The sequence below is a fragment of the uncultured Mycobacterium sp. genome (assembly GCF_964249325.1).
Classification (GTDB): Bacteria; Actinomycetota; Actinomycetes; order Mycobacteriales; family Mycobacteriaceae; genus Mycobacterium.
Window position 1 is genome coordinate 33,503 of the sequence record NZ_CAXUCH010000002.1, and the last position, 26,296, is coordinate 59,798.

Annotated in this window: 25 protein-coding genes and 2 pseudogenes (1 of these 27 only partly in view); 10 read left to right on the forward strand and 17 right to left on the reverse strand. The window is 63.4% G+C overall.

Annotated features, from left to right (window positions below):
- Positions 1-541, reverse strand: a pseudogene (locus tag ACFE99_RS00650) (wax ester/triacylglycerol synthase family O-acyltransferase) (it extends 848 nt beyond the left edge of the window).
- Positions 542-649: 108 nt separating this feature from the next.
- On the opposite strand from ACFE99_RS00650, the pseudogene ACFE99_RS00655 reads away from it, so the two are divergent.
- Positions 650-1,015: pseudogene (locus tag ACFE99_RS00655) on the forward strand (hypothetical protein); the annotation flags it as partial.
- 72 nt (positions 1,016-1,087) lie between these two features.
- Positions 1,088-1,522 carry a pyridoxamine 5'-phosphate oxidase family protein gene (locus ACFE99_RS00660; RefSeq protein ID WP_375481438.1) on the forward strand — a complete coding sequence of 145 codons (435 nt, stop codon included), beginning with the start codon at positions 1,088-1,090 and terminating at the stop codon, positions 1,520-1,522.
- 42 nt (positions 1,523-1,564) lie between these two features.
- On the opposite strand, the gene ACFE99_RS00665 is transcribed toward ACFE99_RS00660, so the two are convergent.
- The gene (locus tag ACFE99_RS00665; RefSeq protein ID WP_375481440.1) at positions 1,565-3,964 is read right to left on the reverse strand and encodes an HAD-IC family P-type ATPase; all 2,400 of its coding nucleotides are present in this window, start codon (positions 3,962-3,964) and stop codon (positions 1,565-1,567) included.
- A gap of 117 nt (positions 3,965-4,081) precedes the next feature.
- Between ACFE99_RS00665 and ACFE99_RS00670 the strand changes: the two genes are divergently transcribed.
- Positions 4,082-6,883: a cation-translocating P-type ATPase gene (locus ACFE99_RS00670; RefSeq protein ID WP_375481442.1), complete on the forward strand. Its 2,802-nt coding sequence runs from the start codon at positions 4,082-4,084 to the stop codon at positions 6,881-6,883.
- Positions 6,884-6,887: 4 nt separating this feature from the next.
- Here the strand turns inward: ACFE99_RS00670 and ACFE99_RS00675 are convergent, their stop codons facing one another.
- The 4 genes from ACFE99_RS00675 to ACFE99_RS00690 all read right to left on the reverse strand — a co-directional run bounded on the left by ACFE99_RS00675 (position 6,888) and on the right by ACFE99_RS00690 (position 10,724).
- Complete coding sequence (locus ACFE99_RS00675) at positions 6,888-7,319, reverse strand: hypothetical protein (protein WP_375481493.1); 432 nt, start codon at positions 7,317-7,319, stop codon at positions 6,888-6,890.
- 380 nt (positions 7,320-7,699) lie between these two features.
- Entirely contained in the window at positions 7,700-8,629 is a 930-nt protein-coding gene (locus tag ACFE99_RS00680; RefSeq protein ID WP_375481444.1) for a 3-oxoacyl-[acyl-carrier-protein] synthase III C-terminal domain-containing protein, read from the reverse strand.
- Entirely contained in the window at positions 8,613-9,713 is a 1,101-nt protein-coding gene (locus ACFE99_RS00685; protein WP_375481446.1) for a 3-oxoacyl-ACP synthase III family protein, read from the reverse strand. Before ACFE99_RS00685 ends, ACFE99_RS00680 begins: the two co-directional genes overlap by 17 nt.
- Positions 9,714-9,743: 30 nt before the next feature.
- Entirely contained in the window at positions 9,744-10,724 is a 981-nt protein-coding gene (locus ACFE99_RS00690; RefSeq protein ID WP_375481448.1) for an Acg family FMN-binding oxidoreductase, read from the reverse strand.
- Positions 10,725-11,085: 361 nt separating this feature from the next.
- On the opposite strand from ACFE99_RS00690, the gene fdxA reads away from it, so the two are divergent.
- Positions 11,086-11,430 (forward strand): ferredoxin, encoded by a 345-nt coding sequence (fdxA, locus tag ACFE99_RS00695; RefSeq protein ID WP_375481450.1) that lies wholly within the window; start codon positions 11,086-11,088, stop codon positions 11,428-11,430.
- 54 nt (positions 11,431-11,484) lie between these two features.
- Positions 11,485-12,363: a universal stress protein gene (locus ACFE99_RS00700; RefSeq protein WP_375481495.1), complete on the forward strand. Its 879-nt coding sequence runs from the start codon at positions 11,485-11,487 to the stop codon at positions 12,361-12,363.
- 45 nt (positions 12,364-12,408) lie between these two features.
- On the opposite strand, the gene ACFE99_RS00705 is transcribed toward ACFE99_RS00700, so the two are convergent.
- From ACFE99_RS00705 to ACFE99_RS00715, 3 genes are read right to left on the reverse strand one after another with little or no spacing between them, the layout of a single operon-like run.
- A complete protein-coding gene (locus ACFE99_RS00705; RefSeq protein WP_375481452.1) occupies positions 12,409-12,564 on the reverse strand; it encodes a hypothetical protein in 156 nt (51 codons plus the stop codon).
- Between the two features lie 8 nt (positions 12,565-12,572).
- The gene (locus ACFE99_RS00710) at positions 12,573-13,256 is read right to left on the reverse strand and encodes a S1C family serine protease (RefSeq protein WP_375481455.1); all 684 of its coding nucleotides are present in this window, start codon (positions 13,254-13,256) and stop codon (positions 12,573-12,575) included.
- Positions 13,257-13,273: 17 nt separating this feature from the next.
- Positions 13,274-13,510 carry a hypothetical protein gene (locus ACFE99_RS00715; RefSeq protein WP_375481457.1) on the reverse strand — a complete coding sequence of 79 codons (237 nt, stop codon included), beginning with the start codon at positions 13,508-13,510 and terminating at the stop codon, positions 13,274-13,276.
- Positions 13,511-13,957: 447 nt separating this feature from the next.
- On the opposite strand from ACFE99_RS00715, the gene ACFE99_RS00720 reads away from it, so the two are divergent.
- Positions 13,958-14,926: a 1-phosphofructokinase family hexose kinase gene (locus ACFE99_RS00720; RefSeq protein WP_375481459.1), complete on the forward strand. Its 969-nt coding sequence runs from the start codon at positions 13,958-13,960 to the stop codon at positions 14,924-14,926.
- Between the two features lie 13 nt (positions 14,927-14,939).
- Here the strand turns inward: ACFE99_RS00720 and ACFE99_RS00725 are convergent, their stop codons facing one another.
- From ACFE99_RS00725 to ACFE99_RS00750, 6 genes are all read right to left on the reverse strand, one after another.
- Positions 14,940-15,404, reverse strand: a complete 465-nt coding sequence (locus ACFE99_RS00725) for a hydrogenase maturation protease (RefSeq protein WP_375481461.1) — start codon at positions 15,402-15,404, stop codon at positions 14,940-14,942.
- Positions 15,401-16,693, reverse strand: coding sequence for a Ni/Fe hydrogenase subunit alpha (locus ACFE99_RS00730; protein WP_375481463.1), 1,293 nt, complete (start codon positions 16,691-16,693; stop codon positions 15,401-15,403). The genes ACFE99_RS00725 and ACFE99_RS00730 overlap by 4 nt, the downstream gene beginning before the upstream one ends.
- Complete coding sequence (locus ACFE99_RS00735; protein ID WP_375481465.1) at positions 16,690-17,448, reverse strand: oxidoreductase; 759 nt, start codon at positions 17,446-17,448, stop codon at positions 16,690-16,692. The genes ACFE99_RS00730 and ACFE99_RS00735 overlap by 4 nt, the downstream gene beginning before the upstream one ends.
- Positions 17,449-18,264 (reverse strand): FAD/NAD(P)-binding protein, encoded by an 816-nt coding sequence (locus ACFE99_RS00740; RefSeq protein WP_375481497.1) that lies wholly within the window; start codon positions 18,262-18,264, stop codon positions 17,449-17,451.
- A 34-nt stretch (positions 18,265-18,298) separates the two neighbouring features.
- Complete coding sequence (locus tag ACFE99_RS00745; RefSeq protein WP_375481499.1) at positions 18,299-19,402, reverse strand: 4Fe-4S dicluster domain-containing protein; 1,104 nt, start codon at positions 19,400-19,402, stop codon at positions 18,299-18,301.
- A gap of 62 nt (positions 19,403-19,464) precedes the next feature.
- Complete coding sequence (locus ACFE99_RS00750; protein WP_375481467.1) at positions 19,465-20,010, reverse strand: hypothetical protein; 546 nt, start codon at positions 20,008-20,010, stop codon at positions 19,465-19,467.
- 263 nt (positions 20,011-20,273) lie between these two features.
- On the opposite strand from ACFE99_RS00750, the gene ACFE99_RS00755 reads away from it, so the two are divergent.
- The 3 genes from ACFE99_RS00755 to ACFE99_RS00765 are packed head-to-tail and all read left to right on the forward strand — an operon-like array spanning position 20,274 to position 23,561.
- Positions 20,274-21,122: a universal stress protein gene (locus ACFE99_RS00755; RefSeq protein WP_375481469.1), complete on the forward strand. Its 849-nt coding sequence runs from the start codon at positions 20,274-20,276 to the stop codon at positions 21,120-21,122.
- A gap of 50 nt (positions 21,123-21,172) precedes the next feature.
- Positions 21,173-21,817: a hypoxia response regulator transcription factor DosR/DevR gene (gene dosR / locus ACFE99_RS00760; RefSeq protein ID WP_375481471.1), complete on the forward strand. Its 645-nt coding sequence runs from the start codon at positions 21,173-21,175 to the stop codon at positions 21,815-21,817.
- 37 nt (positions 21,818-21,854) lie between these two features.
- The gene (locus tag ACFE99_RS00765) at positions 21,855-23,561 is read left to right on the forward strand and encodes a GAF domain-containing protein (protein ID WP_375481474.1); all 1,707 of its coding nucleotides are present in this window, start codon (positions 21,855-21,857) and stop codon (positions 23,559-23,561) included.
- A gap of 19 nt (positions 23,562-23,580) precedes the next feature.
- On the opposite strand, the gene ACFE99_RS00770 is transcribed toward ACFE99_RS00765, so the two are convergent.
- Entirely contained in the window at positions 23,581-24,474 is an 894-nt protein-coding gene (locus tag ACFE99_RS00770) for a universal stress protein (protein WP_375481476.1), read from the reverse strand.
- Between the two features lie 242 nt (positions 24,475-24,716).
- On the opposite strand from ACFE99_RS00770, the gene ACFE99_RS00775 reads away from it, so the two are divergent.
- Positions 24,717-25,709 carry an Acg family FMN-binding oxidoreductase gene (locus tag ACFE99_RS00775; RefSeq protein WP_375481478.1) on the forward strand — a complete coding sequence of 331 codons (993 nt, stop codon included), beginning with the start codon at positions 24,717-24,719 and terminating at the stop codon, positions 25,707-25,709.
- A 43-nt stretch (positions 25,710-25,752) separates the two neighbouring features.
- Here the strand turns inward: ACFE99_RS00775 and ACFE99_RS00780 are convergent, their stop codons facing one another.
- Entirely contained in the window at positions 25,753-26,232 is a 480-nt protein-coding gene (locus tag ACFE99_RS00780; RefSeq protein WP_375481481.1) for a GNAT family N-acetyltransferase, read from the reverse strand.
- Between the last annotated feature and the right edge of the window lie 64 nt (positions 26,233-26,296).

Below are 26,296 nucleotides of genomic sequence, written 5' to 3' on the forward strand. Positions count from 1 at the left end.
TCGACGGCAAGTGCAGCGCAGGGCTATCCGGCACCTTGGCGGCGTGTATTCTTTCCGCAAACGTATCCTCGGCGCCCCCGTCGCTGAGCTTCGCCAGCATCTGAGTTGTGGCGATCCCGTCGGCGATGCAGTGATGCAATTTCATCAGGATTGCCCACCTGTTGCGAATGAGGCCCTCGATGATCCAGCACTCCCAGAGGGGACGCTCACGGTCGAGCCGATGTTGCATCACGTTCGCGATCAGCTGAAACAAGGCGGCGTCAGCGCCGGGCTCTGGCAGCGCGGCGCGGTGCATGTGATGCATGATGTCGAAGTGCGAATCCTCCACCCAGTCGGGCGGGCCGAGATCTAGGGGATGGGTACGCAAAACTTGCGTGCAGCGAGGGACGTTGGCTACCCGTTCGGCGAAGGCTGCGACAAGCTCCTCGTAGCGTGGAACCGGCCCGGCCACAATCGACACCCCCGCAATTGCCAGGCTCACATGTGGATCGGAGTCCTCGACTTCGAGAAAACTTGCGTCCAGTGCCGACAAATGCTCCATATCGTCACTGTGCGCCCCGGTTTCTGCCCGTGAGCAGGGTCTGAAGTCCTCAGGTTGAGGGCCGAACGACGCTTCAGAGCCGCTGGAATCCGGCATAGCGTGAGGCAGGTGCTGTTCAACCGATTCCTGGAGCCCGACATTGACTGCAAGAGGCTCTCGCCGGCACCCGACATTCCGTTGTCGACCGCTGCCGAAATGAGGCTGCCACTGACCTGGATTGCGCTGCTGCACCGACGGTTACATGCCTCATTGGCCGCGACCACAGGTGTGGTTGCCGCCGCCGACGTGGTCAAATACCTGCTTGCCGTGGCGGACGTCGTCCAGTCCGCATCCGCGCTGCTGCGACATAGCCCCGAGTACGCGGGCGTAATGCTCGCCCTGCATGACGACGGGTCCGCTTGGGAACGTGGGGACTATGTGCCGGCGCTCGCTTGGTTGTTTTGGCACCAGATGGTGTCTAGGTTAACGACGTGACTGAAACCAGAAAGACGCTGAAATCGCGGTGTGCCGTCCCGCTGCTACCGCCCCAGGCCGGTGAGGGCCACGATGTCCGCGACCGATGAACCCGTCACCATCCTTTCGGCAAGCGAAAGCTGGAACCTGCTCGCGAGCGTGACGTTAGGGCGCCTGGTCACCAGCGTCCAAGGCGAGCCGGAGATCTTTCCGGTCAACTTCGTCGTGCAGCGACGCACTGTGCTCTTTCGCACGGCGGAGGGCACCAAGTTGGTCAGCGCCGCAATTAACAATCGTGTGCTTTTCGAGGCCGACGACCACAATGTCGCTGAAGGCTGGAGCGTCATCGTAAAGGGCACAGCCCGCATGCTGCGTACACGCGAGGAGATCGAAGAGGCCGAGTCGGCACAGCTGCTGCCATGGACCGCAACGTTGAAGCAGCATTACGTTCGCGTTGTCCCAATTTCCTTGACAGGCAGGCGCTTCCGCTTTGGGCCGGAACCGTCTCCTGAGTCCACGCTCGCCTGAAACGCCGCGCATAGGAGCGGGCGGTCGAGTTGGCAGCCCGCATCAGTCTGCGGGGCGGCGCCACAACCGAGGCGGCGCTCCGCTCGGGGTGCGCTGTGACCACCACAGTGCCTCGAGTATCGCGGCGCCGACCACACCTAGTGCGAGCGCCGTGGCGGTCAATGCGATGTTCGTGGGATCGAGCATGAACTTGTCCCGGGCCCACGGGATGCTGAAAATCACTACGTATGCGGCGCCGGACAGTGCAACCAGTACCACCCGCCACCACGTATACGGGCGAGTCGCCACCGCAAGGACCCACACCGCGATCACTAGGAGGGTGATCAGCGCCGACGTCGACGCCTGCATCTGCTGAACGGGCGTGGCGGCCGCCCCTCGGAACGCCAACAGATAACACGCGAAAGTCGCGACACCGGCGACCGCGCCGTTGGGCACCGCGGCCCTGATAACTCGGCGGACGAAACCGGGCTGCGCACGTTCGTTGTTGGGAGCCAGCGAAAGGATGAATGCCGGCACCCCGATGGTGAACCAGGCTGCGGTTGTCACCTGAATCGGCTGGAACGGAAAAGACAACACGTTGATGCCGAATGCTTTGGCGCCCAGACCCCCAATACCGATCAGCAATGCGAGCAGTACCGAGTACACGGTCTTGGTCAGGAAGAGATTCGATACCCGTTCGATGTTGCCGATCACGCGGCGGCCTTCGCCTACTACGTACGGTAGCGTGGCGAAGTTGTTGTCCAGCAGCACAATTTGAGCGACCGCGCGTGCAGCCGAGCTTCCCGCTCCCATTGCGACGCCGACGTCGGCGTCTTTGAGGGCCAGCACGTCGTTGACCCCGTCACCGGTCATTGCGACGCTGTTGCCGCGGGATTGCAAGGCACGCACCATTGCGCGCTTTTGGTCGGGACTGACCCGGCCGAATATGGAGTACTGCTCGACCACGTCAGCCAGTTCATCGGCATCGGTGGGTAGCTGGCGGGCGTCCAGTGTCTGCCCCGAAAGCCCCAGCGCAGACGTCACCGTACCCACCGATACAGCGTTGTCACCCGAGATGACCTTGACCGAAACATGCTGAGCAGCAAAGTAATCCAAGGTCTCGCGGGCGTCGGGCCGCACCCGCTGTTCCAGCATGATCAACGCGGCCGGCACGACGCGACCCGGCGCGTCGGGATGGTTGACCGGCAGGTCGGTGGAGCCCAGAAAGAGCACCCGTAACCCGCGGGATCCGAACTCCTCGGCCTGTTCGGCGACCGCTGACGACGGTTCAAGCAGCACATCGGGCGCGCCGAGAACCCAGTTGCCGTGCTTGGCATAGGACACCCCGCTCCACTTGGTAGCGGACTTGAACGGGGCGGTCGCGGTGACGGTCCAGCCCGGGGCGTTATGGTACGCCTCGGCGATGGCGTGGATGCTGGCGTTCGGACGGGGATCGTCGGCAGCCATCGAAGCGAGTGCATCGATGACCATGCCCACGTCCGGCGCGGTGTCCAGCGGCTGCATGTCGGCTACCTGCATCCGGTTCTCGGTCAGCGTGCCGGTCTTGTCGGCGCACACCACGTTGACCCGGGCGAGGCCTTCAATGGCAGGCAACTCCTGCACCAGACATTGGCGCTGGCCGAGGCGGACGACGCCGACCGCGAACGCGATCGATGTCATCAGCACCAAACCTTCGGGAACCATCGGCACCAATGCCCCTACCATGCGCAGCACCGACTGCCGCCAGCCGACGTGGGTCGTGAAAAGCTGGGTGTAGATGATCAACAGCCCGGCGGGAATCAGCAGATACGTGATCAGTTGAAGGATCTTGTTGATTCCAGCGCGCAGTTCCGAGCGCGCCAGACTGAACTTGCTGGCCTCCATGGTGAGCCGGGCCGCGTAGGCGTCGCGTCCGACCTTCGTGGCCCGATAGGCACCGCCTCCAGCCACGACGAAGCTGCCAGACATGACCGGGTCGCCAATGTCTTTCAGAATCGGGTCCGCCTCACCGCTGAGCAGCGACTCGTCGATCTCCAAACTGGATTCCTCGACCACCACACCGTCGACGACGACCTGATCGCCAGGACCCAGCTCGATGATGTCGCCGAGCACTACCTCGTTAGGCAGAAGTTCACGGGTCTGATCGGCCCGGCGCACCAGCGGCTTGGCCTGTCCCACGATCGCTAGTTTGTCCAGTGTCTGCTTGGCGCGAAGTTCCTGCACCATGCCGACGACGCTGTTGGCGATGATCAAAAGCCCGAATAGCCCATTGATCAGCGAGCCGGTCGCCACCACGATGGCGAAAAGCACGCCCAGGATGGCGTTGATTCGGGTAAAGATGTTGCCTCGGACGATGTCGGCCACGCTGCGCGTCGCCCGGCTGGGAACGTCATTGGTTTTTCCGTCGGCAATCTGCTGGGCCACTTCCGCGTCGGTGAGCCCGGCGACGATCGACGTCGACATGACCGGCAAGCCTATCGAGCAAACCGGGGAATTCGTCGGTTCGTAAGGCCAAAAGTCACTTAAGACTGCTGGCATCGGCCTCTGGCCCACCGGCAAAGCTGTCGTCAGGATGGCGACGTGCACAGCCACAACCACGAATGGGTATCGCCGGCCACGCTCGACCCGGAAGAAACTGCCGATCTGCTGCTGCGTGATCTGCGCAGCACACCCAAAGGGCTGTCGGAGACCGAAGCCAAGCGGCGCCTATTGCAGTACGGGCCGAACGAATTGCAGCGACGCAGCGGCCGCGAGTGGCCAACGGCATTGGTGCGCCAGTTGACCCATCCGCTGGCGTTGCTGCTATGGGTGGCCGCCGGATTGCTGGTGATCGTCGGCTCGCATGTGGTGGCATCCGCCGTGGTGTTGATCATCATGCTGAATGCAGCCTTCTCCTTCGTACAGGAACTACAGGCTGAACGGGCAGTGGAGGCGCTGGCCAAGTACTTGCCACAACGGGCCAATGTTCAGCGCGACGGCGCCATCGTGGAAATCGACGCGACGCAGGTGGTTCCCGGCGACATCGTGGTAATCCAGGAGGGGGATCGCGTCGCCGCCGATATCCGGTTATTGGCCGGTGCCATCCAAGTCGATTTGTCGGCGCTGACCGGGGAATCCGTGCCTGCGCTGCGATCAGCGGCAATGATCGACGTGAATGTGCCATTGCTGAGCGCACACGAGTTGGTGTTCAGCGGAACCAGCTGCACGGGCGGTGAGGCCAGGGGAGTGGCATTCGCCACCGGCATGGCCACCGAGATCGGTCGGATCGCGGCGCTGTCCGAGCGCGTCAAACCCGACCCGAGCCCGTTGGAGCGTCAAGTCAGGCGGGCGGCCTGGCTGATTGCCGCGGTGTCGGTCATGCTGGCGTTGTCGTTCATCCCGGTGGCCACAATTGCGGCCCATCTGACCTTGATCAACTCTCTGGTGTTCGCCGCGGGCCTGCTGGCCGGCATGGTGCCTGAGGGATTGCTGCCGGTGATCACCCTGGCACTAGCGGTAGCGGTGCGCGAGTTGGCGAAGCGCGGCGCACTGGTCAAACGACTTTCCGCAGTGGAAACCCTTGGCTCCACGGACGTGATCTGCACCGACAAGACCGGCACGCTTACTCAAAACTGCATGAACCCGGTCGCGGTGTGGACCGCATCGGGCCGAATCGATCTCGACAGCGACCATCTCGACACCTTGGAGTGTCCCACGCTTGAGTCGCTGGGCCGCATCGCGGCGAGCTGCAACAACGCCCGCATCCAGGAGGCTAAGGGACCGACCGGCGACCCTACCGAGATCGCGGTGCTCTCAGCGGCTCGTATTCTCGGCGCAGAGACAGGTGCGGCGGCACGAGAAGCCCGCCGGCGCTGGCAATTTCACTTCGACCCCGAAGTGAAGCTGATGTCGACCATCGACAGGTCCGATGACGGGTCACCGGTCGTGCACACAAAAGGCGCACCCGAGGCGCTGCTGCCGCGATGCAGCCGCATCCTCGACACTGACGGTCAACCGCAGCCCCTCGACGATTCGCAACGACGCAGTGTCGAACATGTCGTCAACGCCTTCGCTGCGGAAGGGTTGCGGGTCCTGGGTTTCGCGCAGCGGCCGCTACCGCCGAAAAAGCGACCGCCGCACCGGCGAACCCTCGCCGAACAGGATCTGTGCCTTACCGGTTTGATAGCCATGCTCGATCCACCCAGGCCGGGCGTGGTCGAGGCGGTCGCGCAGTGCCGCACCGCCGGCATCCGGATCATCGTGATCACCGGCGATCATCCGCTGACCGCCGCGGCCATCGCAGAGCGCATCGGCATCACAGGCTCGCACCCGACAATCATCACCGACGAAGATTTCGAGCAACTTGACGAAAACCAGTTAGCCGCGCTCATACGCGAGCAGCCGGAGGTGATCTTCGCCCGCGCCTCGCCGGAGATCAAGCTGCACATCGCCGAAGCGCTACGCCGCGACGGCCATGTCGTCGCGATGACCGGTGACGGTGTCAACGATGCGCCCGCGCTGCGCCGGGCCGACATCGGTGTGGCAATGGGCCTTTCCGGCACGGATGTCGCTCGGGAAGCCGCGACGATGGTGCTCACCGACGACGACTTTGGCTCGATCGTCGCCGCGGTGCAAGGAGGCCGGCGCATCTACGACAACGTCCGCAAATTCATCGTCTACATCTTCGCGCACGCGGTCCCCGAAGTGGCTCCTTTCATGGTGTTCGCCCTCAGCGGCGGGGCTATCCCACTGCCGCTGACGATCTTGGAGCTGCTCGCCTTCGACGTCGGAAGTGAAACACTGCCGGCGCTGTCGCTCAGTCGCGAAACGGCCGAGCCGGGTATCATGCACCGTCCACCGCGGCCGCGCAACGAAGGCATCATCCGTGCACCAATGTTGCTGCGCGCGTGGCTGTTTCTGGGCGTGATCGTCGCCGGGCTGTCATTGGGTGGCTTCTTCTACATTCTGCTCAAAGCAGGCTGGCATCCTGGCGTATCGGTCGACACAGGCACGCATCTGCATCGCGTTTACCGACAAGCGACCACGATGACCCTGCTCGGCATGATCGTCGGCCAGATCGGTACCGCATTCGCCGTGCGCACCCAGCGCGCTTCGCTGCGGTCCGTGGGGGTGTTTAGCAACAAGTACCTGCTCGCCGCCATTGCCGCCGAAATCGGCCTGGCCGCCATATTCGTCTACACCCCGCCATTGCAGGCCCTGCTCGGCACCGAGGCGCTGCCGGCCACGGACCTGCTGGTGCTGCTGCCCTTCCCGTTCGTGGTCTGGGGGGCAGACGAATTCCGTCGGTACCTACTGCGCCGCTGGCACAAAGGGCGAGTTGTCCTGCCGAAAGGTTGCCCTCAGCTTCAGAGCGCCCCTGACCGCGACCGAACACTGGGGTAGTTAATCACGCGGCGTGGGGTAGGTCGGGGGTCGAAAGTGCCGCCTGGGGTGTCGGACGGCTCACTGCAGGGGCCCAGCCGACATACGTCAAATACAACCCGATCAGTCCCACGACGACGAAGCCGCTCCACCACCACGCGGTGGTGTCGAGCATCGAGGAGGCGGCCGAGATGTAGGTGCGGGGAAAGGCCATCAGAAACACGCCCTTTAGCACGGTCAACCAGCCCAGGACAGACACGATGACCGCAGCAGCGCCTCGCCAATACTGGTGAAGCGCAACCACGACCATGCCACTCATCAGGACGAACGCGCCGGTTACCCAGGGCCACACGAAGTTCTCGCTGAACTCCGAAAGCAGCGTTCGCATGTCGGAGCTGCGAGCCACCGCCGTGGCGGTGACGACAACGAGGTACGGGCCGATTACGCGGGCGAACATGTGGGTCCTGTCGTCCGGCTGTTGTGACGAGTTCATTGCTTTACCTCTATCTGGTATCCGGAGTCGGTCGAGATGGCAATGCCAGGAAGCTATCCGATCAATCGACCGCCGCCCTGCGATAGGGACCGAAGTCCCGTCTCGTCGAGGCCGTTCGTCAGCTTCTCCGCACCTGCGGGCGCTTGCGGTTCGCAGCTGTAGTCTGCCGGCCGGACGTGCCAGCTGTTCCATTCGCACTTGAAGAGTCGAGACGCCGACGCTTCCGAAACGAATGGTGGCGCCAGGGCCATAGCGCAGAAGCCACGTCATACACCTGCAATCGAGTCAACTGCCGGTGTTCTGGGATCCGCGGGTATCTCCTGGTAGGCATCGCTTCGCCTTCTCTAAACTGCCCCTGGTGGGCGGTTTATGATGGCCGCTTGCATGGACGTGTGACGCGGACTGGGCTGGCAATAGATTGCGGCCCCAGCAGTTATCCCCGCGCCGGCGGCGACGAGCAGGATCCGGGCGCCCGGTGGCAGCTGACCGATAGTCCGGTGGAGTGCCGCGGCAAGGGAAGCGGTATGGCTTCTTTCCTCTGCTGCGACAGTGATCCGTTCGACACCCACTCCGAGTTCCGTCGCGAGAGCGGCGCGGTATCCGGGGAGGGCGGGGGCGGCGACGATCACATCGATATCGCCGATTTCGAGCGCGGACTCATCGAGACAGCCGCGAGCCGCCTCGGCCGCAGCGACGGCGAATTGCCGTTCCTGCGTGACAGATGCGCTGAATCGAACAACGTTACGTGCATCTCCGAGCCCGACCGTGGCGCGAAAGCTCTCGCCATCGTCAGGGCAATTCTTCCAATGGAATCGGCCTAAGCCTTCACCGTCGCCCGTCCAGCTGCACAACAGTGCCGCACCGACTGGCGGGAATGGGAAGTGCTCGCTCATCCCATGCCCGGGATCGGCATCGCTGGCCACAACTAAGGCGCAATCGATGGTGCGCGACCGGAGAAATCCGTCAACGATCTGCAGCGCCGTGAGCACTCCGCACGTGCCGTTGGCAATGTCGAAGGAGAATGTGCCATGTCCGCCGGCATGAGGATCTTCCGCGTTGGCGCCGATATCGTCCTGGATGAGCGCCGCGAGCGCGGGTTCCCCAAGATTGCGATCGCGGTAAATTCCTGCGTTTACCAAAAGATCGACGTCGTCGGCGATTCGCCCAGCCTGACGCAGACATCTGTGCGCCGCCGAAACGGCCAGCCGCAGCGCACTGTGTCTGGTACGCCAACCGCCACGAATGACGTCGAGATGTTCAATAACGGTGCCCATAGCGCTTCACAAGATCCTCGTCCAGAGTGAGCAAAACAACGCCGATCTCCAGGCCTGACGCCAAAGCGATCAGTGCCACGGTCTCTCCCGGCTGGATGCGGCCGGCTTCGAGTTCTTCGACAAGTGCGACCGTATGGGTGGTTGAGGCAGTGTTTCCGTATCGATCCACGGTGATCACCGCATCGTGGCGAGGGCTGTCGCCAAACGACGCGGACATCGCAGCCATGCCTTTGCGAATGGCGCGCGCTGAGGTTTGATGGGTAATCACGTGGTCGATGTCGTGAATCGAAATCCCGGCTGTGTCAAGGACTTCGTGGAGCAGAAGCGGGGTGTTCGAAATCGCTGCACGATGGATTCCCCGAGAATCAGTGAACATGCGGGCCCCCGGATCCCGGCCCTTCGGATAAGCCAGGCACAGACGGCTGTAGTCGGCAACAGTGGTGAAGCCGGCCAGGACGATCCCACCCGATCCCGGCGCCGCACGCTCAAGCAGCAGCGCCGCTCCCGCGTCACCGAGCGTCAGTGAGGCTAGTTCTTTGCTCATGATGTTGCGGATGTGCCGGGCCGCGTTCTGGCCGAGGGGAGAGATGTATTCGCCGCTGATCACCAGACCGCGCTCGACGGTTCCCTGTCGAATCCAGTTGTTGAGCACAGTGACGCCGGTCAGCATTCCGGCACAGGCGTTGGAGATGTCGAAGGTCGTCGCATTCTCGGCGCCGATCGCGTGGGCGACAGCACTGCTCATCGACGGCTCCAGCCATTGTGTAAGACCGCCGCGGAATTTAGTGATGCTGCAGTTGATCACTACATCGATCGACACGGGATCCTGCTGCGCGCTGGCCAGACAGTCGACGGCCGCCATGTTGGCAAGACTGTAGGAGTCCTCGTCGCCGGTCGAGACGCGACGCTCGCGTATACCTGTCAGTCGTTGGAGATCGATATGGGTGTGATGACGTGTGGTCGACATCAACTCATCTGTCGTGAGATGTGTCGGCGGAAGACGGCGGCCGGCGCCAGCCACACGGGTACTGAATGGCGCAGCTCCTTCGCCCGAAATATCCATCACCAGCCAATGATTGCGCATCGGCATCTCCTTAATGACGGGCGAGCATTGCTAGCGCCGGAACTCCAAGACGTCGCTAAGGGGACGGCGGGGTGTGAGCGGTATCTGGCGCTCGACTGCCGGTATGCTGCCCACCCGGATCAACAGCTGCGGCAGCCCGGCTTGTCCGCTGAGCCGCCGGATCAGCTCTCGGGCCGGCGATACTTCGATCATGTGCGTAAGGGTGCACGTCGCCATCCCGGCAAGGGTGCACTCAAGCAATACAGCGGATAACGCCTCGCCACAACGGAATACCTGCGACGGGCTGTCATCGCCCGTGGACAGCACGAGGATTTTCGAGTGATCCACGTCGATCCCGGGACGCCGCTCCTCATACCCGGTTGTCGGGAACGCCCGCGCCACATCAACACGGCCGGCTTCGGATGCGGACAACCGTGCGCTCGGCGGGACACCGTGGTCCAAATCGAACGGTGATGTCCACCAGTGTAGTTCGGCTTGGTAGGAGGGGTCATTACGGCGAAGGGCTTCGGTGAGCCGGGAAGCCTCCGCCAACTGCTCGCGATCATCGTCGGGTATCACGCTAAGCGTCACAATACGGCCGTCAACCTGGCTTTGCAGCTGGCCTTCCAGCGACTGCCAACGCCTCGCCGGGCCGAACGGCAACCGGTCGGTACGCCGTCGCAGGATCGCCCGGGCCCGCTGCCGGTCTGCATCGCTGACTGACGCCAGCGGACTGAAGCGGACCGTTGCCAAATGGTCCGGGTTATCGGGGTCCGGGAACCGGTCGACGGTGCTGTCCCAGCCGGAAGCCGCCATCGCCACCCGCAGATGATCGAGTACCGCGCCACAGCTAAGGAGCAATTCTCTGGCCGTGGGATCGGTAACCTGCACCAGCAGCCTGCGCTCCAAGAACAGCTGAAGCCGGTCGCCTTCGGCCACCCAATGCCACGGCTGGCTATTGTGCAGCGAAGGCGCGCGAGAGGCCAGCATCACCGCGTCGCGGATCACTTCGGGTTCCAATACCCTGGTCATACCTTCGACGCTAAGGATTTCGCGATAGGGTTCCAGGGCCGTTGGTCCTTGAGGAGCCGGGCTTTGGACCCGAGCTTTTGGTGCAGGGCGATCAGGATGCTTGTCATCCATGACCATTCCGGCAGAAAATCAGCACACGGCGCATGAGCTCGCCACCCGAGGTTCGCCTGCAAGATGCACTTCGCTGACGATCGCAGGTGCCCACATGCTGAGTCAGCTAATTGCGCAGCACTGCAACCGAAGTAGCGTCACCGCTGATATGGCACCGGCGTCACCGGCTGTGTAGATGGGTCATTAGTCCCATAGGAAGTGGTCCTTCTGCCCCGGTCTTCAGCAGGCCGACGACAGTAGGCTTTGGCGCATGACCTATGTGATCGGCAGGGCCTGTGTTGACGTGACGGACAAGTCTTGTGTACAAGAGTGTCCAGTCGACTGCATCTACCAAGGCGCTCGTTCGCTCTACATCAACCCAGACGAGTGCGTGGATTGCGGTGCGTGCAAGCTCATTTGCCGCATGGAGGCGATCTTCTATGAAACCGATTTGCCGGAAGACCAGCAACAGCACCTCGCCGACAACGCCGCATTCTTCCGGGAAACTTTGCCTGGACGAGAAGGTCCACTGGGCTCGCCGGGTGGGGCCGCCACTATCGGCCCAGTGGGGGTGGATACGCCGCTGATCGCTGCGTTGCCTCGGCGAGGAGGGTGATGCCAACGGTTGGGCATCAAGGACAGCGCCAGCCATAAGTCGGAAAGGCACCTAATGTCTCCCCCAGCAATGAAGTACGGAATACTGGTCGGTGTCGACGGGTCGCTGGAGTCGGACGCCGCTGTTCGTTTCGGTACTCGCGAAGCGGTGATGCGCGATACGCGGCTTACCCTGATGCACGTCGTCGCTCCAGTCCCCGATTGGCCCACCCCTTCCAGGCAAGCAGAGCTCGCAGTGGCGTGGGACGAGAACGCTCGCGACGTCATCGAACAAGCCCGCAAGACGGTGTTAGCCGCTGTGGGCGAATCCGACTGGCAGCAGCTGTGCACCGAGGTGGTGTATTCGCCCGTCGTGCCTATGCTCATCGGCGCCTCCTCCGAGGCCCAAATGGTCGTCGTTGGTAGTAGGGGGATGGGGGCTTTGGGCAGGTTTCTGCTGGGCTCCGTCAGCAGTGGTCTGGTGCGCCATGCGCACTGCCCGGTCGCGGTCATCCATGCCGGTGGGAGTTCGGCCAACGATAAAGCTCCGGTCTTGGTGGGCGTTGACGGGTCGCCGGCCTCGCACGGGGCTATCGAGTTGGCATTCGACGAGGCGTCGCGCCGCAAGGTGGAGCTGGTCGCGTTGCATGCATGGAGCGATGTCGGTGTCTTTCCGGTCCTCGGCATGGATTGGCGGGACTACGAAACCAGAGGTGCGGAAGTGCTGGCCGAACAGTTGGCCGGCTTCCAAGAACAATATCCCGATGTACATGTGCGGCGACAGCTCGTCTGTGACAAGCCTGCCCACTGGCTCATTGAGGAATCCACACATGCCCAGCTCGTGGTGGTCGGCTGCCGTGGCCGAGGTGGATTTCCCGGCATGCTATTGGGCTCGGTGAGCTCTGCTCTTGCACAATCGGCGAAAGCGCCCTTGATCGTTCACCGCACCAGCTGAAGCAGCGATCCCTGCTAGTGCTCGCCGCCGGACGTTGCTCTGCCGTCACTGCCACCAATCGCGTTCGGAGGCAAGGGTTATGCGTGCGTTGCGGGTGGCGCTCGCGTTATCGGTAAAAGTAACGCTCACCGTGTCGCCGGGAGCTTTCGACAGGACCGCCGCGACCAGGGCATCGGCGCTAGTGATTACTCGTTCGTCCATCTTGGTGATTACCGCGCCGGCGTTGAGCCCGGCCGCTGCCCGGGGCTGCCGCGTTGCGTCTCGAGGATCTTGGCGCCACGGGTGCCAGTGTCGTCGGCTAACTGCACACCTAAATAGGCATGGGATGCCTTGCCGGTGGCGATCAACTCGGCCGCGATGCGTTTGGCTTGATCGACTGGAATAGCAAACCCCAACCCGATCGAACCGCTGGGTCCGAAAAACAAGTTTCCTATCGTCGCGAACAGCGAGGTCACCCCGATGAGGTCGCCGTTGCTGTCGATCAATGCTCCACCGAAACTTCCAGGGTTGATCGCGGCATCGGTTTGGATCGCGTCGATCACGGTCTGGCGTTTAGTGGAGTCGCCAATAGTGGGCACGGGGCGGTGTAGCGCGCTGATGATGCCGGCGGACACCGTGCCTTGCAGTCCCAGCGGCGACCCGACCGCCACTACTTTCTGGCCGACGTGAAGGTTGGCCGAAGAACCGAGCGTGATCGGGATCAGTCCGGAAATACCTTCTGCGCGAAGGACCGCCACGTCGGTAGCCGAATCCTTACCGACGAGACTGAACGGTGCGGTGCGGCCATCGGCGAAGATAGCCGAGGGTTTCGTCGAGCCATCGACGCTGCGGCGGTTGCCGAAAACAGAGGCGACATGGCTGTCGGTCAGGATCAGCCCGTCGCTGCTCAACACAATGCCCGAGCCCGCGCTTACAGGCGATCGGTGCCTTCCTCCAGCTTGACCACGCTCGGCACCGCCTTGGCGGCGGCACGTTCGAGAGCCGAAGTTAGTAGGCCGGCCTCGGGCCAGGCGGTCGACACATCGCAGCCGGTGGGATCGACAGCCAGCACGGCTGTTGCCCCGATGACACCTGAGACCACGGCTACCGCCACTGCGCCGGCGAACAGTTTCCAATTGGGGAAAGTACTCGGCCGCAATTCATTCATTGCGTTGCCTCCATGACTCCTGTTTCGTAACGCGGTCTCACAAGCTTCGTGTCGACTTCATCTTGAGGGTGGCAGGCAAACGGAACTAGGGACCGAAGTCCCACGCCCGCAGGGCGTTCGTCGCTGGGCCGGCTGCCGGGACGCATTGATCCCCGACAGCGGTGCCCAAACGGCTCCGTGGTCGCCGGCGGGTCATTTGTCGCCGCGCCGACAAACGGCCCCCCAACGCGGGACTTCCGTCCCTACCGGGGTAAATCGTCAACTGATCGGATCGAATCGCCAGTGACCGAAAATCAAGGAGGCCTCATGCAAGGGCATCCTCACGATGTCGGTTCCCGTCGCCACAGCGAAGCCTGCCGAAAAGCACATCCAGATCAAGTGCGACTGAGACGAGGGGGCGGTCCCGCCTATAGAGACCGAGTTGACAGCGATACGGAGTGAGACGAAATGAAACCGCCGACACGGCCTTCCCCGAGTGGATCACGGATTGTGACGTTGACGATGAACCCGGCCCTCGATATCACGACGACTGCCGAGCGGGTGCGGCCCACCGAGAAAGTCCGCTGCCACGGTGCCCGGTATGACGCCGGCGGCGGCGGCATCAATGTGGCACGCATCGCGCACGTGCTCGGCGCATCGGTGTCGGCAATATTCCCCGCCGGTGGTCAGAGCGGCGACGTGGTTACCGATTTCGTTCGCGCGGCGGGTGTCACGTTCCGCCGCATCAAGATCGCCGAGGCTACCCGGGAAAGTTTCACCGTCAACGAGGCCTGCAGCGGACAGCAGTATCGGTTCATCCTTCCCGGCCCCCGGCTGAGCTTCGCTGAACAGGCGCAATGCCTGGACGAACTGCGGATAGCGGCGCGGTCGGCTGAGTTCGTTGTGGCAAGCGGAAGCCTGCCGCCAGGTGTCCCCGCCGCCTACTATCAGCGCATCGCAGATATCTGCACCGAGCTGGGGACGCTGCTGATTCTCGACACATCCGGCGGCGGCTTACAGCACATCACCTCCGGAGTATTCCTGTTGAAAGCCAGCGTGCGAGAACTGCGCGAATGCGTCGGATGTGACCTCACCAGCGAGTCGGATCAAGTCGCGGCGGCACAGGAGCTTATCCAGCGCGGGCGCGCCCAAATCATTGTCGTCTCGCTGGGGTCAAACGGCGCGCTGCTGGTGACACCGCTTAAGAATCAACGGTTTTCTGCACTTCCCATGCGTTCCGGCAGCGGTGTCGGAGCCGGTGACGCGATGGTTGCGGCGATCACTGTCGGGCTCAGCCACGGATGGCCGATCGAGAAGTCGCTGCGCTTTGGAATCGCTGCCGGCGCGGCGATGTTGATGACACCCGGGACGGCCCCCTGTAACCGCGCCGATGTGGAGCGTCTATTCGAGACTGTGCCAGAGCCGACAGAGGTGTGATCCGACGCCCGGTTCAACCGCCGGTTTGCTCAGTGACGCCGGCGATTTCGGCGACAGCCGCGGTGACCACTGCAGGCACCGCAGCCGACACTTGCGGGGTCAGACCGATGCCGTGGCTGGTGTCAGCGACCTCGACGGCGAACAGCACCAGTTGATGAGGCACCCGGCCCAGCGCCTGGCCCAGCGCGAATGCCTCGGCGACATCGAAGTTGTGCGTACTTATCGTGGTCGTCGATGCCAGGGCGTCTGCGGTGATCCGACGAATGCGGCCAGGCATCGAGGCTGTTGTGATCGCTGCATCGATGACGACTGCCAGCGCTGCGCCGGACCACGTGTCGAGCAGGCGCATTGGGTCTTCAATTCCGATCAGAACCCGAACATCAGGCAGGGCCAGCTCACCGATGGCCGCGGCCACAGCCGGCCCGATACCGTCATCGCGACGATATTCGTTGCCGACACCGATGACGACGGTGTTCAACGGCGATCCACCGTGAGCCTCAGAAAGTGGGCCGAACAGGAAATGCAGGGGTCGTAGCTGCGAATCACCCTCTCGCACAACGCTGTCAATTCGCCGTCGTCCAGCAATAGATTCTCGTACACAACTTTCGCCAGATCGGCTTCGATCGCAGCCTGGTTTTGTGACGTGGGCGGGATGATGGTGGCGTTTTGGATAAGCCCGGCGTCGTCGATCTGGTATCGGTGATACAGCAGTCCCCGCGGCGCCTCGCTGACACCGTGGCCAACCCCTGCGCGGGCCGGCACGTCGACGAACGGGCGGGGAGGACGCTCGTACTCGTCGATGATGCGCAGCGCTTCTTCGATCGCGTACACCACCTCGACTGCTCGAACAACAATGCTGCGGAAGGGGTTTCGGCATTCGGGCCCGAGCCCGGCACCGGTGGCGGCTTCCCAGGCGAGTGGTGAGAGCGCCGAGGAGTTCAGCGAGTAGCGCGCGAGCGGGCCGGTGAGATAGCGGCCGCCGTCGAGGGTCGCGTGCAGCGCGGTGGAGTACGTCACCTGCGATTCGACAACGTGATCGCTGAATTCAGCAGCCTCGAAAGGCGGTCCGGCGCTGCGCGCAATCGTGCCGTTCTCGATCGGGTAAGTATCTGCCTGGCTCAATGCCAATAGTTCGTGGTCGAGTTCCATGTCGAGGAACTCGAATCCGGACACCCAACTGACCGTGGCCATCGCGTCGTCGAATGCTAGACGCAGCTGTTCGGCCAGCGCCGCCAGCTCCGCGCGGGTAGGCACCGAGTAGAACCCGCCGAGCCGGACGTTGATCGGATGGATCGCCCGCCCACCGATGAACTCCATCAGCCGGTTGCCCGCCTTCTTCAGCCGCAGGCCACGTTCCACGACCCCACGCTGGTCGCGCGCCATGGCGATGGCATCCGGGTAGCCGAGAAAATCGGGTGCATGCAGCAGGTAGATGTGCAGCACGTGACTGTGGATCCACTCCCCGCAGTACAGCAGTCGCCGCAGCGCGACCAGCGACGGGTCAAGCGTGACTCCGCATACGTCTTCGATCGCATTGCAGGCGCTGACCTGGTAAGCCACCGGGCAGATGCCGCAGACCCGGGCGGTGATGTCCGGCGGCTCCGTGTACGACCGGCCGCGCAGGAAGGCCTCGAAAAACCTTGGCGGCTCGTAGATGTTCAGCTCGACGCTCTCCAACGCCCCATCGCGCAACACGACGTGAACAGCGCCTTCGCCTTCCACCCGGGTCAGCGCGCCGACGCTCAGCGTGCGGGCGCCGTCACTCATGTGTCACTCCGCTCGGCAGCAAAGTTGGCAACATTGAACGTCGAGAACACCCGATTGACGTCGTCCTCTGACATCCCGTCGCGGCGCAGCAGCGGGATCAGCGTCGAGGTCTGCGGCACAGCGGACGGGCCGAAACAGCCGTAGCAGCCACGACGATGCCTGGGACACAGCGCTCCGCAGCCCGCGTGGGTGACCGGGCCGAGACAAGGAGTGCCGTCAGCGACGAGGACACAGGTCACGCCACGTAGTTTGCACTCGGTGCACACCGTCTTGGCCGGCAGCCGAGGTTTGCGTCCGATCAGCAGTGCCGCCAAAGTGTCGAGCAGCTGCCCGCGGTCGATCGGGCATCCCTGCAGTTGATAGTCGACCTTGACGTGCGCCGACGCCGGCGTCGATGTCGCCAGAGTGTGTATGTATTCAGGTTTGGCGTAGACGACGGAGGTGAATTCGGCGATGTCGGCGAAGTTCCGCAGCGCCTGGACCCCGCCCGCGGTGGCGCACGCTCCGATGGTGACAAGCACTCGCGACTGGTCCCTGATTTCGTGGATTCGCCGCTCGTCGGCTTCAGTGGTGATCGATCCTTCGACCAGCGACATGTCGTAGGGTCCGCCGACGATCGCACTGGAGGCTTCCAGGAAGGTGGCGATCTTGACCTGTGCGGCCAGCGTGAGCAACTCGTCCTCGCAGTCCAGCAGGGTCAGCTGGCAGCCGTCGCAGGACGCGAACTTCCAGACCGCCAATGTGGGTGTGCCCATCTACAGCTCCTTGACCGCAAGCAGCGGGCCGGCGACGTCATAGCCGACAATGGGGCCGTCGCGGCACAGCAACAGCGGGCCGAGCTGGCAGTGGCCGCACCAGCCGATGCCGCACTGCATGTTCCGCTCCAGCGAGACGCGGATGTCGGTTGGTGTCATGCCCTTATCCAGCAATGCTTCGGCGGCAAATCGCATCATCGGCTCCGGTCCGCACAGAAATGCCGTCGTGCGACCGGGATCCAGCGCCAGCCGGCGCAGCGGCTCGGTGACGAAACCTACCTCGCCCGACCAGCCTTGAACCGGGACATCGACGGTGAGATGCAGCTCGATCTTCGGATGCACGGCCCACTCGTCGAGCTGCCCGCTGAACACGAAATCCGACATCGAGCGCGCACCCACGATCAGCACCAGCCGTCCGTAGTCTGCCCGGTGGGCCATCGCGCCCAGCACCGCCGGGCGCAGCGGACAGAACCCCACGCCGCCGGCGACCATGACCAAATCCCGGCCGACGGCTTCGGCCAGTCCCCACGTGGTGCCGAACGGGCCTCGTACGCCGATCACGGTGCCCACCTGCGCGTCGTGTAATGCGCGGCTGACCGCTCCGACGGCGCGGACGGTGTGGGTGATCGTTCCGTCGGTGGCGGTGGGGTCGCCGCTGATTGAGACCGCTATCTCGCCCACACCAAATGCGTAGAGCATCATGAACTCGCCTGGCTGCGGGGTTCGTAACGTCTGCCCGAGCGGTTCCAGGCACAATGTCGCCGAATCCCGGTTCTCCTCGACGCGGCTTCGGACCCGGTAGGGGATCGGCGCCATGGGAGGGTGGGCCGAAAATTGCAGGGCGCCGTCGTCAGTGAGCATCAGTGTCGGCGCCGGCCATCTTGTTCATCTCCTCGGTGATGTCGATACCGGTCGGACACCAAGCGATGCAGCGCCCGCAGCCTACACAGCCCGACATCCCGAATTGGTCATGCCACGTACCCAGCTTGTGTGTCAGCCAATGTCGGTAGCGAGATGCGCCGGACTGGCGGGTGCTGCCGCCGCCGTGGATGTAGGTGAAGTCGAACTCATGGCATGATGCCCAATGCTGCCAGCGCTCGGCGTGCTTACCGGTCAGATCTGTGACGTCGTCGGTGCTGGTGCAGTAGCACGTCGGGCACACCATCGTGCAGTTCCCGCAGGTCAGGCAGCGGCTGGCCACCTCCTCCCACTGCGCCGACTCGCGTGAACGGATCAGCAGCTCCCGAAGATCCGCCTCCGGCATCTGGCGGCCCATTCGGTGTGACGCTGCCTCGACATCACCTCTGGCACAGTGGATTTCGCTGACACTGGCTTCGCGGTGCGGTATTACCGCGAGCACGTCGGCGCCCTCCTGGGTGCCGACGTGAACGAGATAGCGGCGCCCGCCGCCGTCGATTTGCTCAGTCAACGCCAAGTCGTAACCCGGACCGACCGCTGGACCGGTTCCCATGGAGGCACAAAAACACAGACTCCCCGGTTCCGTGCAATTCACGGCCACCACGAAGATCTGCCGGTGCCGCTGGACGAATGACCCATCTGGAAACCTGCCAACGCCAAGCACTCGATTCAGCGTCGCGATTGCGGCGAGGTCGCAGCCGCGCACGCCAAGGAACGCGTATCGCGGAATCTCCTCTGTGGCAGTAGCGTTCGTTTCGCCGCTGCGATCACCGGACCACAGAAGCTGCCGGGGCGGGTGCAGAAATTGCTTCCAGGACTGCGGTCCGGCCGAGTGTGCCAACGCCGCGTCATCATCGCGGCGCCGCAGCCGATAATGCCCGGGACTGATGTCGACGCCCCATCCGCGCGGCAAGTCTTCGGCCGACCCCAGCTCAGCCAGCACGATCGCGTTGTCCCGCACTGTCGGGCCGATTACCCGATAGCCGCGCTCGATCAGCACTGCAACGAGCCGGCTCAGTCCGGCCGTATCCAGCATCGCAGGTTGTTCACTGCCTGCGGGGCATGGTCTTTCCGTGTCGGCGGCTTCGCCGCTTTCGTTCACCCGTAGCTCCTGTTGTTGCGGCCGCCGTCATCGCTGACCAAGCATCGTAGCTCCCGTTCCCACTCGGCGTAGCGAATCCGACGCAGCCGTGAGTGCACGCATAGCGCAAATGTCGCAACGGGGATGACCACAGCCAGTAGCGTCGCTGCGGCGGCGATGATCCCCTCGGTCGCGGCAACCGATGTCGGTGTCGGAGGGGCAACCTGCTTGCCATCGTTGTCAATCCAAACCTTGCTTGTCTGATCGGCTTTGGCTTGGTCGACGGGTACGGCGGTGCCGGGATCGACCCGTTCTGTACGGTTGCTACCGACTGCGCTCTCGGTGCCCGGGTGGCGAGTCAAAGCCTCGTGCGCATACAGCTGATGGCCGGCGGCGTAGACAGCGCTGCCGACCGCTCCAGCAACGGGTGCGGCGCCCAGCGACGCCATGATCGCAAACATGATCACCAACGCTTCAACCCGATCACTCTTGCGGACCAAGGGATTACGCGTAAACCAACGAACCGGCCACCAGCGCCACGGGTCGAGCGTGAACCTCAACATCACAACACCTCGCTTGCATGGCAATCCCATCGCACGTGATGCTTCTCGCCGCTCCCTGATCGTTCCAGAGGCGAAAGGCCCTGTCGTGCGTGCCGGTTGTCATCAAGCCGCGGTCGATACTGCGCCCGATCCGGGCACATCGGGACCAACGGCCGGCAAACCGAGGACCAACGGCCACTAAAGACCCTGCCGGGTTGTCGATAGCCTTGCCGCACGGCTGTCGGCTCGCCCTACGTCGTCACGGCCAACGTCCGGAGATCATGATGAACTGTTCGCAAACACCGTCAGGGGTGGTGGTGGGCGTCGACTGTTCAACTGCAGCGCTACGCGCTGCCCTGTGGGCTGTCGACGAGGCAATCAGTCGGGACATTCCGCTGCGCCTCGTTCATGCGCTCGATGGCGAGGACCGGGGCTCCAACGACACAGCCCGGGAGTTCGCCATTGCCGAGAGCGCCATCCGTCATGTAATCGCAGCCGTAGAGGCCACCGGCAAACCTGTGAAGTTAGAAGTCGAGCTCACCAGGGGGCGAGCAATGAGCACGCTGGTGCAGACCTCGCGGCGCGCGGCGATGGTGTGTGTCGGTGCTATGGGTGCCAACCACTTTCGGCCTGGGCGGGTTGGCTCGACGGCCGTCGGCGTAGCTACCTCAGCGCAGTGCCCGGTGGCGGTCATCCGCGGACATGGTCGTCCAACCCGTCCTGACGGCAACTGGATCTTCGTCGAAGTGGGCCGCTCCCCCGACGACGGGGTGGTGCTGGAAACCGCGGTCAACGAGGCACGCCTGCGCAATGCCCCGATACGAGTGATCACCAGTTGGCAACCTCCGCGCGTGGACCCGGAGGCCGCGGGCGAGGGTGATCGCCGGATACTCGCGCAGTTGAACAGGCGGTTGGCCCGATGGCGGCGGCGCTATCCCGACCTCCAGGCGGAAGCGGTTGCCGCCCACGGCACGATTTCCGACTATCTGGCCACGCACGCTGCAGAGGCACAGTTACTTGTCGTCGATGCCCGCGGCCCTGGCGTCGTGCAGGAGGTTCTCGGGCCGGCAGGAAATGCTGCGCTGGCGAATTCCGACTGTGTGGTGTTGGTCCTCAATCGACCACACCTGTGAGAATGAGCGAGCATGATAACCGTCAACGCGTCTCACGGAGGGGGCACGCCATGGTGAGAGTCTTCCTGGTCGACGACCACGAGGTGGTCCGCCGCGGGATCGTTGACTTGCTCGAATCGGATCCAGAGCTGGAGGTGGTCGGCGAAGCCGGCTCGGTCTCCGAAGCGATGGCGCGCATACCGGCGGCGCGGCCCGACGTTGCCGTGCTCGACGTCCGCCTGCCTGACGGCAGCGGAATCGAGCTATGCCGGGATCTGCTGTCGGACCTACCCGAGCTGCGTTGCCTGATGTTGACCTCTTTCACCTCGGATGAGGCGATGCTCGACGCGGTGCTGGCCGGCGCCAGCGGATACGTCGTCAAAGACATCAAGGGCATGGAGCTGGCCCAGGCCATCAAGGAAGTCGGTGCCGGCAAGTCGCTGCTGGACAACCGGGCTGCTGCGGCATTGATGGCGAGGCTTCGCGGCGCTGCCGAACGTACCGATCCGCTGTCCGAGCTGACCGATCAGGAGCGGACGCTGCTGGGCCTGCTCAGTGAGGGCCTGACCAACAAACAGATCGCCGCGCGCATGTTCCTGGCAGAAAAAACGGTGAAAAACTATGTCTCGCGGTTATTGGCCAAGCTCGGAATGGAGCGGCGGACACAAGCGGCTGTATTCGCGTCCAAGCTGAACACCGACCGACCGAACACCTAAGCGAGATGGAAATCTCCCGTAGTGCCACCATGGTCGTGTGACCAAGGCAGTTGATCCCGTCGGCGGGGCGCATCCGGTACGGGACGCGTTGTCGCAGCTGCGGCTACGGGAGTTGCTCGCCGAGGTCCAGGAACGAATCGCGCAGATCGTCACGGGGCGTGACCGGCTCGACGGTTTGGTAGAGGCAATGCTGACCGTCACGTCGGAGCTCGACTTGGCCGCCACACTGCGCACTATCGTCCACACTGCCATCGAACTCGTCGACGCCCGATACGGAGCGCTGGGCGTGCGGGGGAGTGGACACGACCTCGTGCAGTTCATCTATGAAGGAATCGACGAAGAGATGCGCGAGCGGATCGGGCATTTGCCCGAGGGCCGCGGTGTGCTTGGGGTGTTGATCGACGACCCGAAGCCGATCCGGTTGGACGACATCGCCCAGCACCCGGCGTCGGTGGGGTTTCCGCCGAACCACCCACCGATGCGCGCGTTCCTCGGTGTGCCCGTCCGGATTCGCGACGAGGTGTTCGGCAACCTATATCTGACGGAGAAGGCCAACCGGCAACCGTTCACCGAGGACGACGAGGTGATCGTCGAAGCGCTGGCCGCCGCTGCCGGGATCGCTATCGAGAATGCCCGCCTCTACGAGCAATCCAGGGCCCGCCAAGCCTGGATCGAGGCGACCCGAGATATTGCGACCAAATTGCTGTCCGGCGCAGACCCGGCGACGGTCTTCCGCCTCATCGCCGACGAAGCCCTGGAATTGGCCGACGCCCGAGCGACTTTGGTTGCGGTGCCGGTAGACAGCGACGTGCCGTCGGCTGAGGTCACCGAACTGCTGGTGACCGAGATGGCCGGTGAGCGGCCGACCCAGGCGGAGACGATACCGGTCAACGGGACGATGGTCGGTCAGGTTTTCCGGGACCGCGCTCCACAGCGATTCGACAACTGCGAGATCGGCACCACGAATGTGCCTCGCGGGCCTGCGCTGGTGCTGCCGCTTCGCACCACTGACAAGGTTATTGGTGTCTTGGTTGCGCTTCGAGCGGACGGCGCAACGCCGTTCAGCCGTGCTGAAGAAGAGATGATGGCGGCCTTCGCGGACCAGGCAACGCTCGCTTGGCAGTTGGCCACTACGCAACGCATGGCGCGCGAATTGGATGTCTTGACCGAGCGTGACCGCATCGCTCGGGACCTGCACGACCACGTCATCCAGCGGCTCTTCGCAGTCGGGCTTGGCCTACAGGGAACCATTCCGCGTGCACGCTCGCCCGAAGTACAACAACGGCTGTCGCAGTATGTCGACGACCTGCAAGACGTCATTCAAGAAATCCGGACGACGATCTTCGATCTGCATGGGCCGGCTGGAGGCGCGACTCGGCTGCGTCAGCGGCTGGACCAAGCGATTGCCCAATTCTCGGACGGGAAGTTGCACATCGCGACGCAGTTCATCGGGCCGCTTTCTGTCGTCGATACCGGCCTTGCTGATCATGCCGAAGCCGTTGTGCGCGAAGCGGTCAGCAACGCCGTGCGACACGCCGATGCGACTACGCTTACGGTCTCCGTCAAGGTCGCGGACGATCTGTGCATTGAAGTGGTTGACGACGGTCGGGGCATCCCAGAACACATCACCGGCAGCGGACTGACAAACCTACTTGAACGCGCCCAACAGGCGGGCGGCACCTTCACCCTCGACACCCCGCCGACCGGAGGCACGGTGCTGCGGTGGTCCGCTCCGCTGCCTTAGGCCGGTGGCCGGGAGGAATCTACGCCCCCGAGTGGCGTGCCACAATCACCGGCATCCGCGCCAACTGGGCAACAGTGTCGCTCACCGAACCCACCTGCATTCCGGCGAATCCGCCGCGGCCACGGCTGCCGACTACGGTCAGCTGGGCTTCCTCGGAGTGTTCGACGAGCTGGCGTGCGGGCTTATCGCGGACGGCGATCCGGCGTATGTGGACATCGGGGTATCGCTCCTGCCAGCCCGCCAACCGCTCAGATAGTACCTGCTCGGCCATCGATTGTGTTGCCGGCCAGTCGACTCCGGGCCACTCCGATACATCCATATCGCTCCAAGCATGCAGAGCAACCAACCCCACGCGTCGGCGCGATGCCTCATCGAACGCGACCGCGGTCGCCAACTCGGATGCCGGCGACCCGTCAATGCCGACCAACACCGGTGCCTGAGCTGGATGCGGCATCAACGGATCCTCGTCGTGGACGATCGTGACTGGGCAATGTGCGTGCCGAATCAGCCCTGAACTGACCGATCCCAGCAGCCTTCCGGGCCACCTGCCAGCTCCGCGGCAGCCGGCGACTAGCAGCTCCGCATCTTTGGACAGATCGACCAGTGCCGGTATGGCCGGAGAAGACAGAAGCTCACCGCGGACCTGCGCTCGAACTTTGCGATCGCAAGCTTCGTCGACCACCTTCAGCGCGTCGTCGAGTAGTCGGCGCCCGTGATCCTTCTGCCAGCGCGCCAAACCTGGGGGTAACGGCGTACTCAGCCACGTTGTGATGTTCGGTGAAATCGCATGTACGAGCGTCAGCGGAATGTTTCGCAGAACGGCATCGCGGGCCGCCCAATCTACCGCTACTTTGGCGGCCGGCGAGTCGTCGACACCGACGACGATTCCCAATCGAGCGTTGCGCGAAGACATGACTACTCCCACAGAACGTTTGCCCGCCGAAAAAGTTGTTCTCCGACGCTATCGGCGGTTGGCGCCCTTGGTCACGGGGCCGTTAGGCACCAGGCCCATGGCCATAAGACCCACGCTGGCCAGCGCCAAATACGTCCGAATGTCAGGAGTCCTCTTAAAGTGGAGTCTTTTTGCTCTTGCTGGCGCTGTTCGTGCCGGACCATGCTGGTCGCAATGTGCTAGTCAGTAAAGGCGGTGACCCGATGAGTGCTCACTTCCCAGAACACGAGACCGTCCGCACGGTCGTGTCTCTGGCAACTCGTGCACCGTCGGTGCACAACACGCAGCCGTGGCGGTGGCGGGTGGGCTCGGACAGCCTGCATCTTTACGCCGATCGCAGGTTACAGCTGCCGAGCACCGATCCCGACGGCCGCGACCTGATTTTGAGCTGCGGCATTGCGTTACATCATTGTGTCGTCGCGTTGTCGGCGCTCGGTTGGCAATCGAAGGTGCATCGGCTGCCCAACCCCGATGAACCGGATCACCTTGCAGCCGTGGAAGTTTACCGTTATCCAGCCAGCGAGGTTGATATCACGTTGGCGGCAGCGATTCCGCGGCGGCGCACCGACCGTCGTCATTACAGCTGTTGGATCGTGCCCGCAAACTACATCACCCTAATGGGTGCCCGTGCGGCCCGGGCCGGAGTGATGTTACGTCAAATCGAGTCGTTGCCGCGATTGCAAAATATTGTCGCGCAAGCTGTTTGGCAACACGCTACTGACCACGACTACCTGACTGAGCTCACCGCCTGGAGTGGAAGATACGCCTCACTGGCCGGAGTCCCGGCTCGCAATACACCGGAGTCTGACCCGACCGCACCGGTACCGCCGCGCCTATTCGCAGGTCCCAGATTGGCGCAGCCAACCGGGGCGGAGTCCGTCGACGACAACGCCGCCGTGTTGGCGCTGGGCACCAAGGACGACAGCCGGCTCGCGCGGCTGCGCGCCGGCGAAGCGACCAGTCTGGTGCTGCTGAGCGCGACCGCGCTTGGTTTAGCGAGTTGCCCGATCACTGAACCACTCGAGATCGCCGAGACACGCGACCTCGTACAGATGGAGGTCTTCGGAATCAGCGGTTTTCCACAGATGTTGCTGCGCGTCGGCTGGGCGCCGGTCAACGCTGACCCGTTACCGTCGACTCCGCGCCGCCCACTAGAGGACGTTGTCGAATACCTGGACGGGTCGGCTTTCCGCTGATCTGCCCTTGCTCTGACGATGACTGTGCCGGAGCGTCTGCCAGTCAGATCGATTCAGGAGGGATTTCAGCCAAATCCATTTCGAGGTGAACGACGCCGTCGTCGTATTCCCTATGTTGCGGATGCAGTCCGGCGTCGCAGAGCACCTTGAACATTAGGTGGTTCGTGGTCAAGACATCGGCGACAAAGTGCTGAATTCCTTCGGCGCAGGCGATCTCTGCAAGCCGTCGAAGCAAAGCCGTTCCGACGCCGCGCAGATGGTCGTTGTGATGCACCACAACAGCAAACTCCGCAGTGCCCGGCCTGCCGCAGACAACGTAGTTGGCGACACCGACTAATTTTCCCGACTCGAAAGCTCCCAGCGCATAGTTTTGGTTGCTGTTATCGGTCAGCTGCTGGGCCACTTCCTTGAGGTAGGCCGGATGCGTCGTGAAGAACCGTAGGTAGCGTTCGCGATCGGTGAGCGCGTCGTGCAGCGCAATGACCGCGTCAATATCCGACGGCTCGAGTCGGCGCAACAACACCGCAGCGCCATCCCGAAGCGTCGTCGCGAATACGCCTTCGGTGGGTACACCTTCGGTCATCGTC

Excerpts from the sequence above, each read along its gene's own strand:
- ACFE99_RS00675 (WP_375481493.1), bottom strand. The coding sequence starts at position 7,319 with ATGTTCGCCCGCGTAATCGGCCCGTACCTCGTTGTCGTCACCGCCACG.
- ACFE99_RS00715 (WP_375481457.1), bottom strand. The coding sequence starts at position 13,510 with ATGAATGAATTGCGGCCGAGTACTTTCCCCAATTGGAAACTGTTCGCC.
- ACFE99_RS00750 (WP_375481467.1), bottom strand. The coding sequence starts at position 20,010 with ATGTTGAGGTTCACGCTCGACCCGTGGCGCTGGTGGCCGGTTCGTTGG.
- ACFE99_RS00720 (WP_375481459.1), top strand. The coding sequence starts at position 13,958 with ATGAAACCGCCGACACGGCCTTCCCCGAGTGGATCACGGATTGTGACG.
- ACFE99_RS00735 (WP_375481465.1), bottom strand. The coding sequence starts at position 17,448 with ATGGGCACACCCACATTGGCGGTCTGGAAGTTCGCGTCCTGCGACGGC.
- ACFE99_RS00755 (WP_375481469.1), top strand. The coding sequence starts at position 20,274 with ATGAACTGTTCGCAAACACCGTCAGGGGTGGTGGTGGGCGTCGACTGT.
- ACFE99_RS00740 (WP_375481497.1), bottom strand. The coding sequence starts at position 18,264 with ATGGCGCCGATCCCCTACCGGGTCCGAAGCCGCGTCGAGGAGAACCGG.
- ACFE99_RS00680 (WP_375481444.1), bottom strand. The coding sequence starts at position 8,629 with ATGGGCACCGTTATTGAACATCTCGACGTCATTCGTGGCGGTTGGCGT.
- ACFE99_RS00665 (WP_375481440.1), bottom strand. The coding sequence starts at position 3,964 with ATGTCGACGTCGATCGTCGCCGGGCTCACCGACGCGGAAGTGGCCCAG.
- ACFE99_RS00745 (WP_375481499.1), bottom strand. The coding sequence starts at position 19,402 with ATGCTGGATACGGCCGGACTGAGCCGGCTCGTTGCAGTGCTGATCGAG.
- ACFE99_RS00775 (WP_375481478.1), top strand. The coding sequence starts at position 24,717 with ATGAGTGCTCACTTCCCAGAACACGAGACCGTCCGCACGGTCGTGTCT.
- fdxA (WP_375481450.1), top strand. The coding sequence starts at position 11,086 with ATGACCTATGTGATCGGCAGGGCCTGTGTTGACGTGACGGACAAGTCT.
- dosR (WP_375481471.1), top strand. The coding sequence starts at position 21,173 with ATGGTGAGAGTCTTCCTGGTCGACGACCACGAGGTGGTCCGCCGCGGG.
- ACFE99_RS00685 (WP_375481446.1), bottom strand. The coding sequence starts at position 9,713 with ATGCGCAATCATTGGCTGGTGATGGATATTTCGGGCGAAGGAGCTGCG.
- ACFE99_RS00700 (WP_375481495.1), top strand. The coding sequence starts at position 11,485 with ATGTCTCCCCCAGCAATGAAGTACGGAATACTGGTCGGTGTCGACGGG.
- ACFE99_RS00770 (WP_375481476.1), bottom strand. The coding sequence starts at position 24,474 with ATGTCTTCGCGCAACGCTCGATTGGGAATCGTCGTCGGTGTCGACGAC.
- ACFE99_RS00705 (WP_375481452.1), bottom strand. The coding sequence starts at position 12,564 with ATGGACGAACGAGTAATCACTAGCGCCGATGCCCTGGTCGCGGCGGTC.
- ACFE99_RS00730 (WP_375481463.1), bottom strand. The coding sequence starts at position 16,693 with ATGAGTGACGGCGCCCGCACGCTGAGCGTCGGCGCGCTGACCCGGGTG.
- ACFE99_RS00660 (WP_375481438.1), top strand. The coding sequence starts at position 1,088 with ATGTCCGCGACCGATGAACCCGTCACCATCCTTTCGGCAAGCGAAAGC.
- ACFE99_RS00690 (WP_375481448.1), bottom strand. The coding sequence starts at position 10,724 with ATGACCAGGGTATTGGAACCCGAAGTGATCCGCGACGCGGTGATGCTG.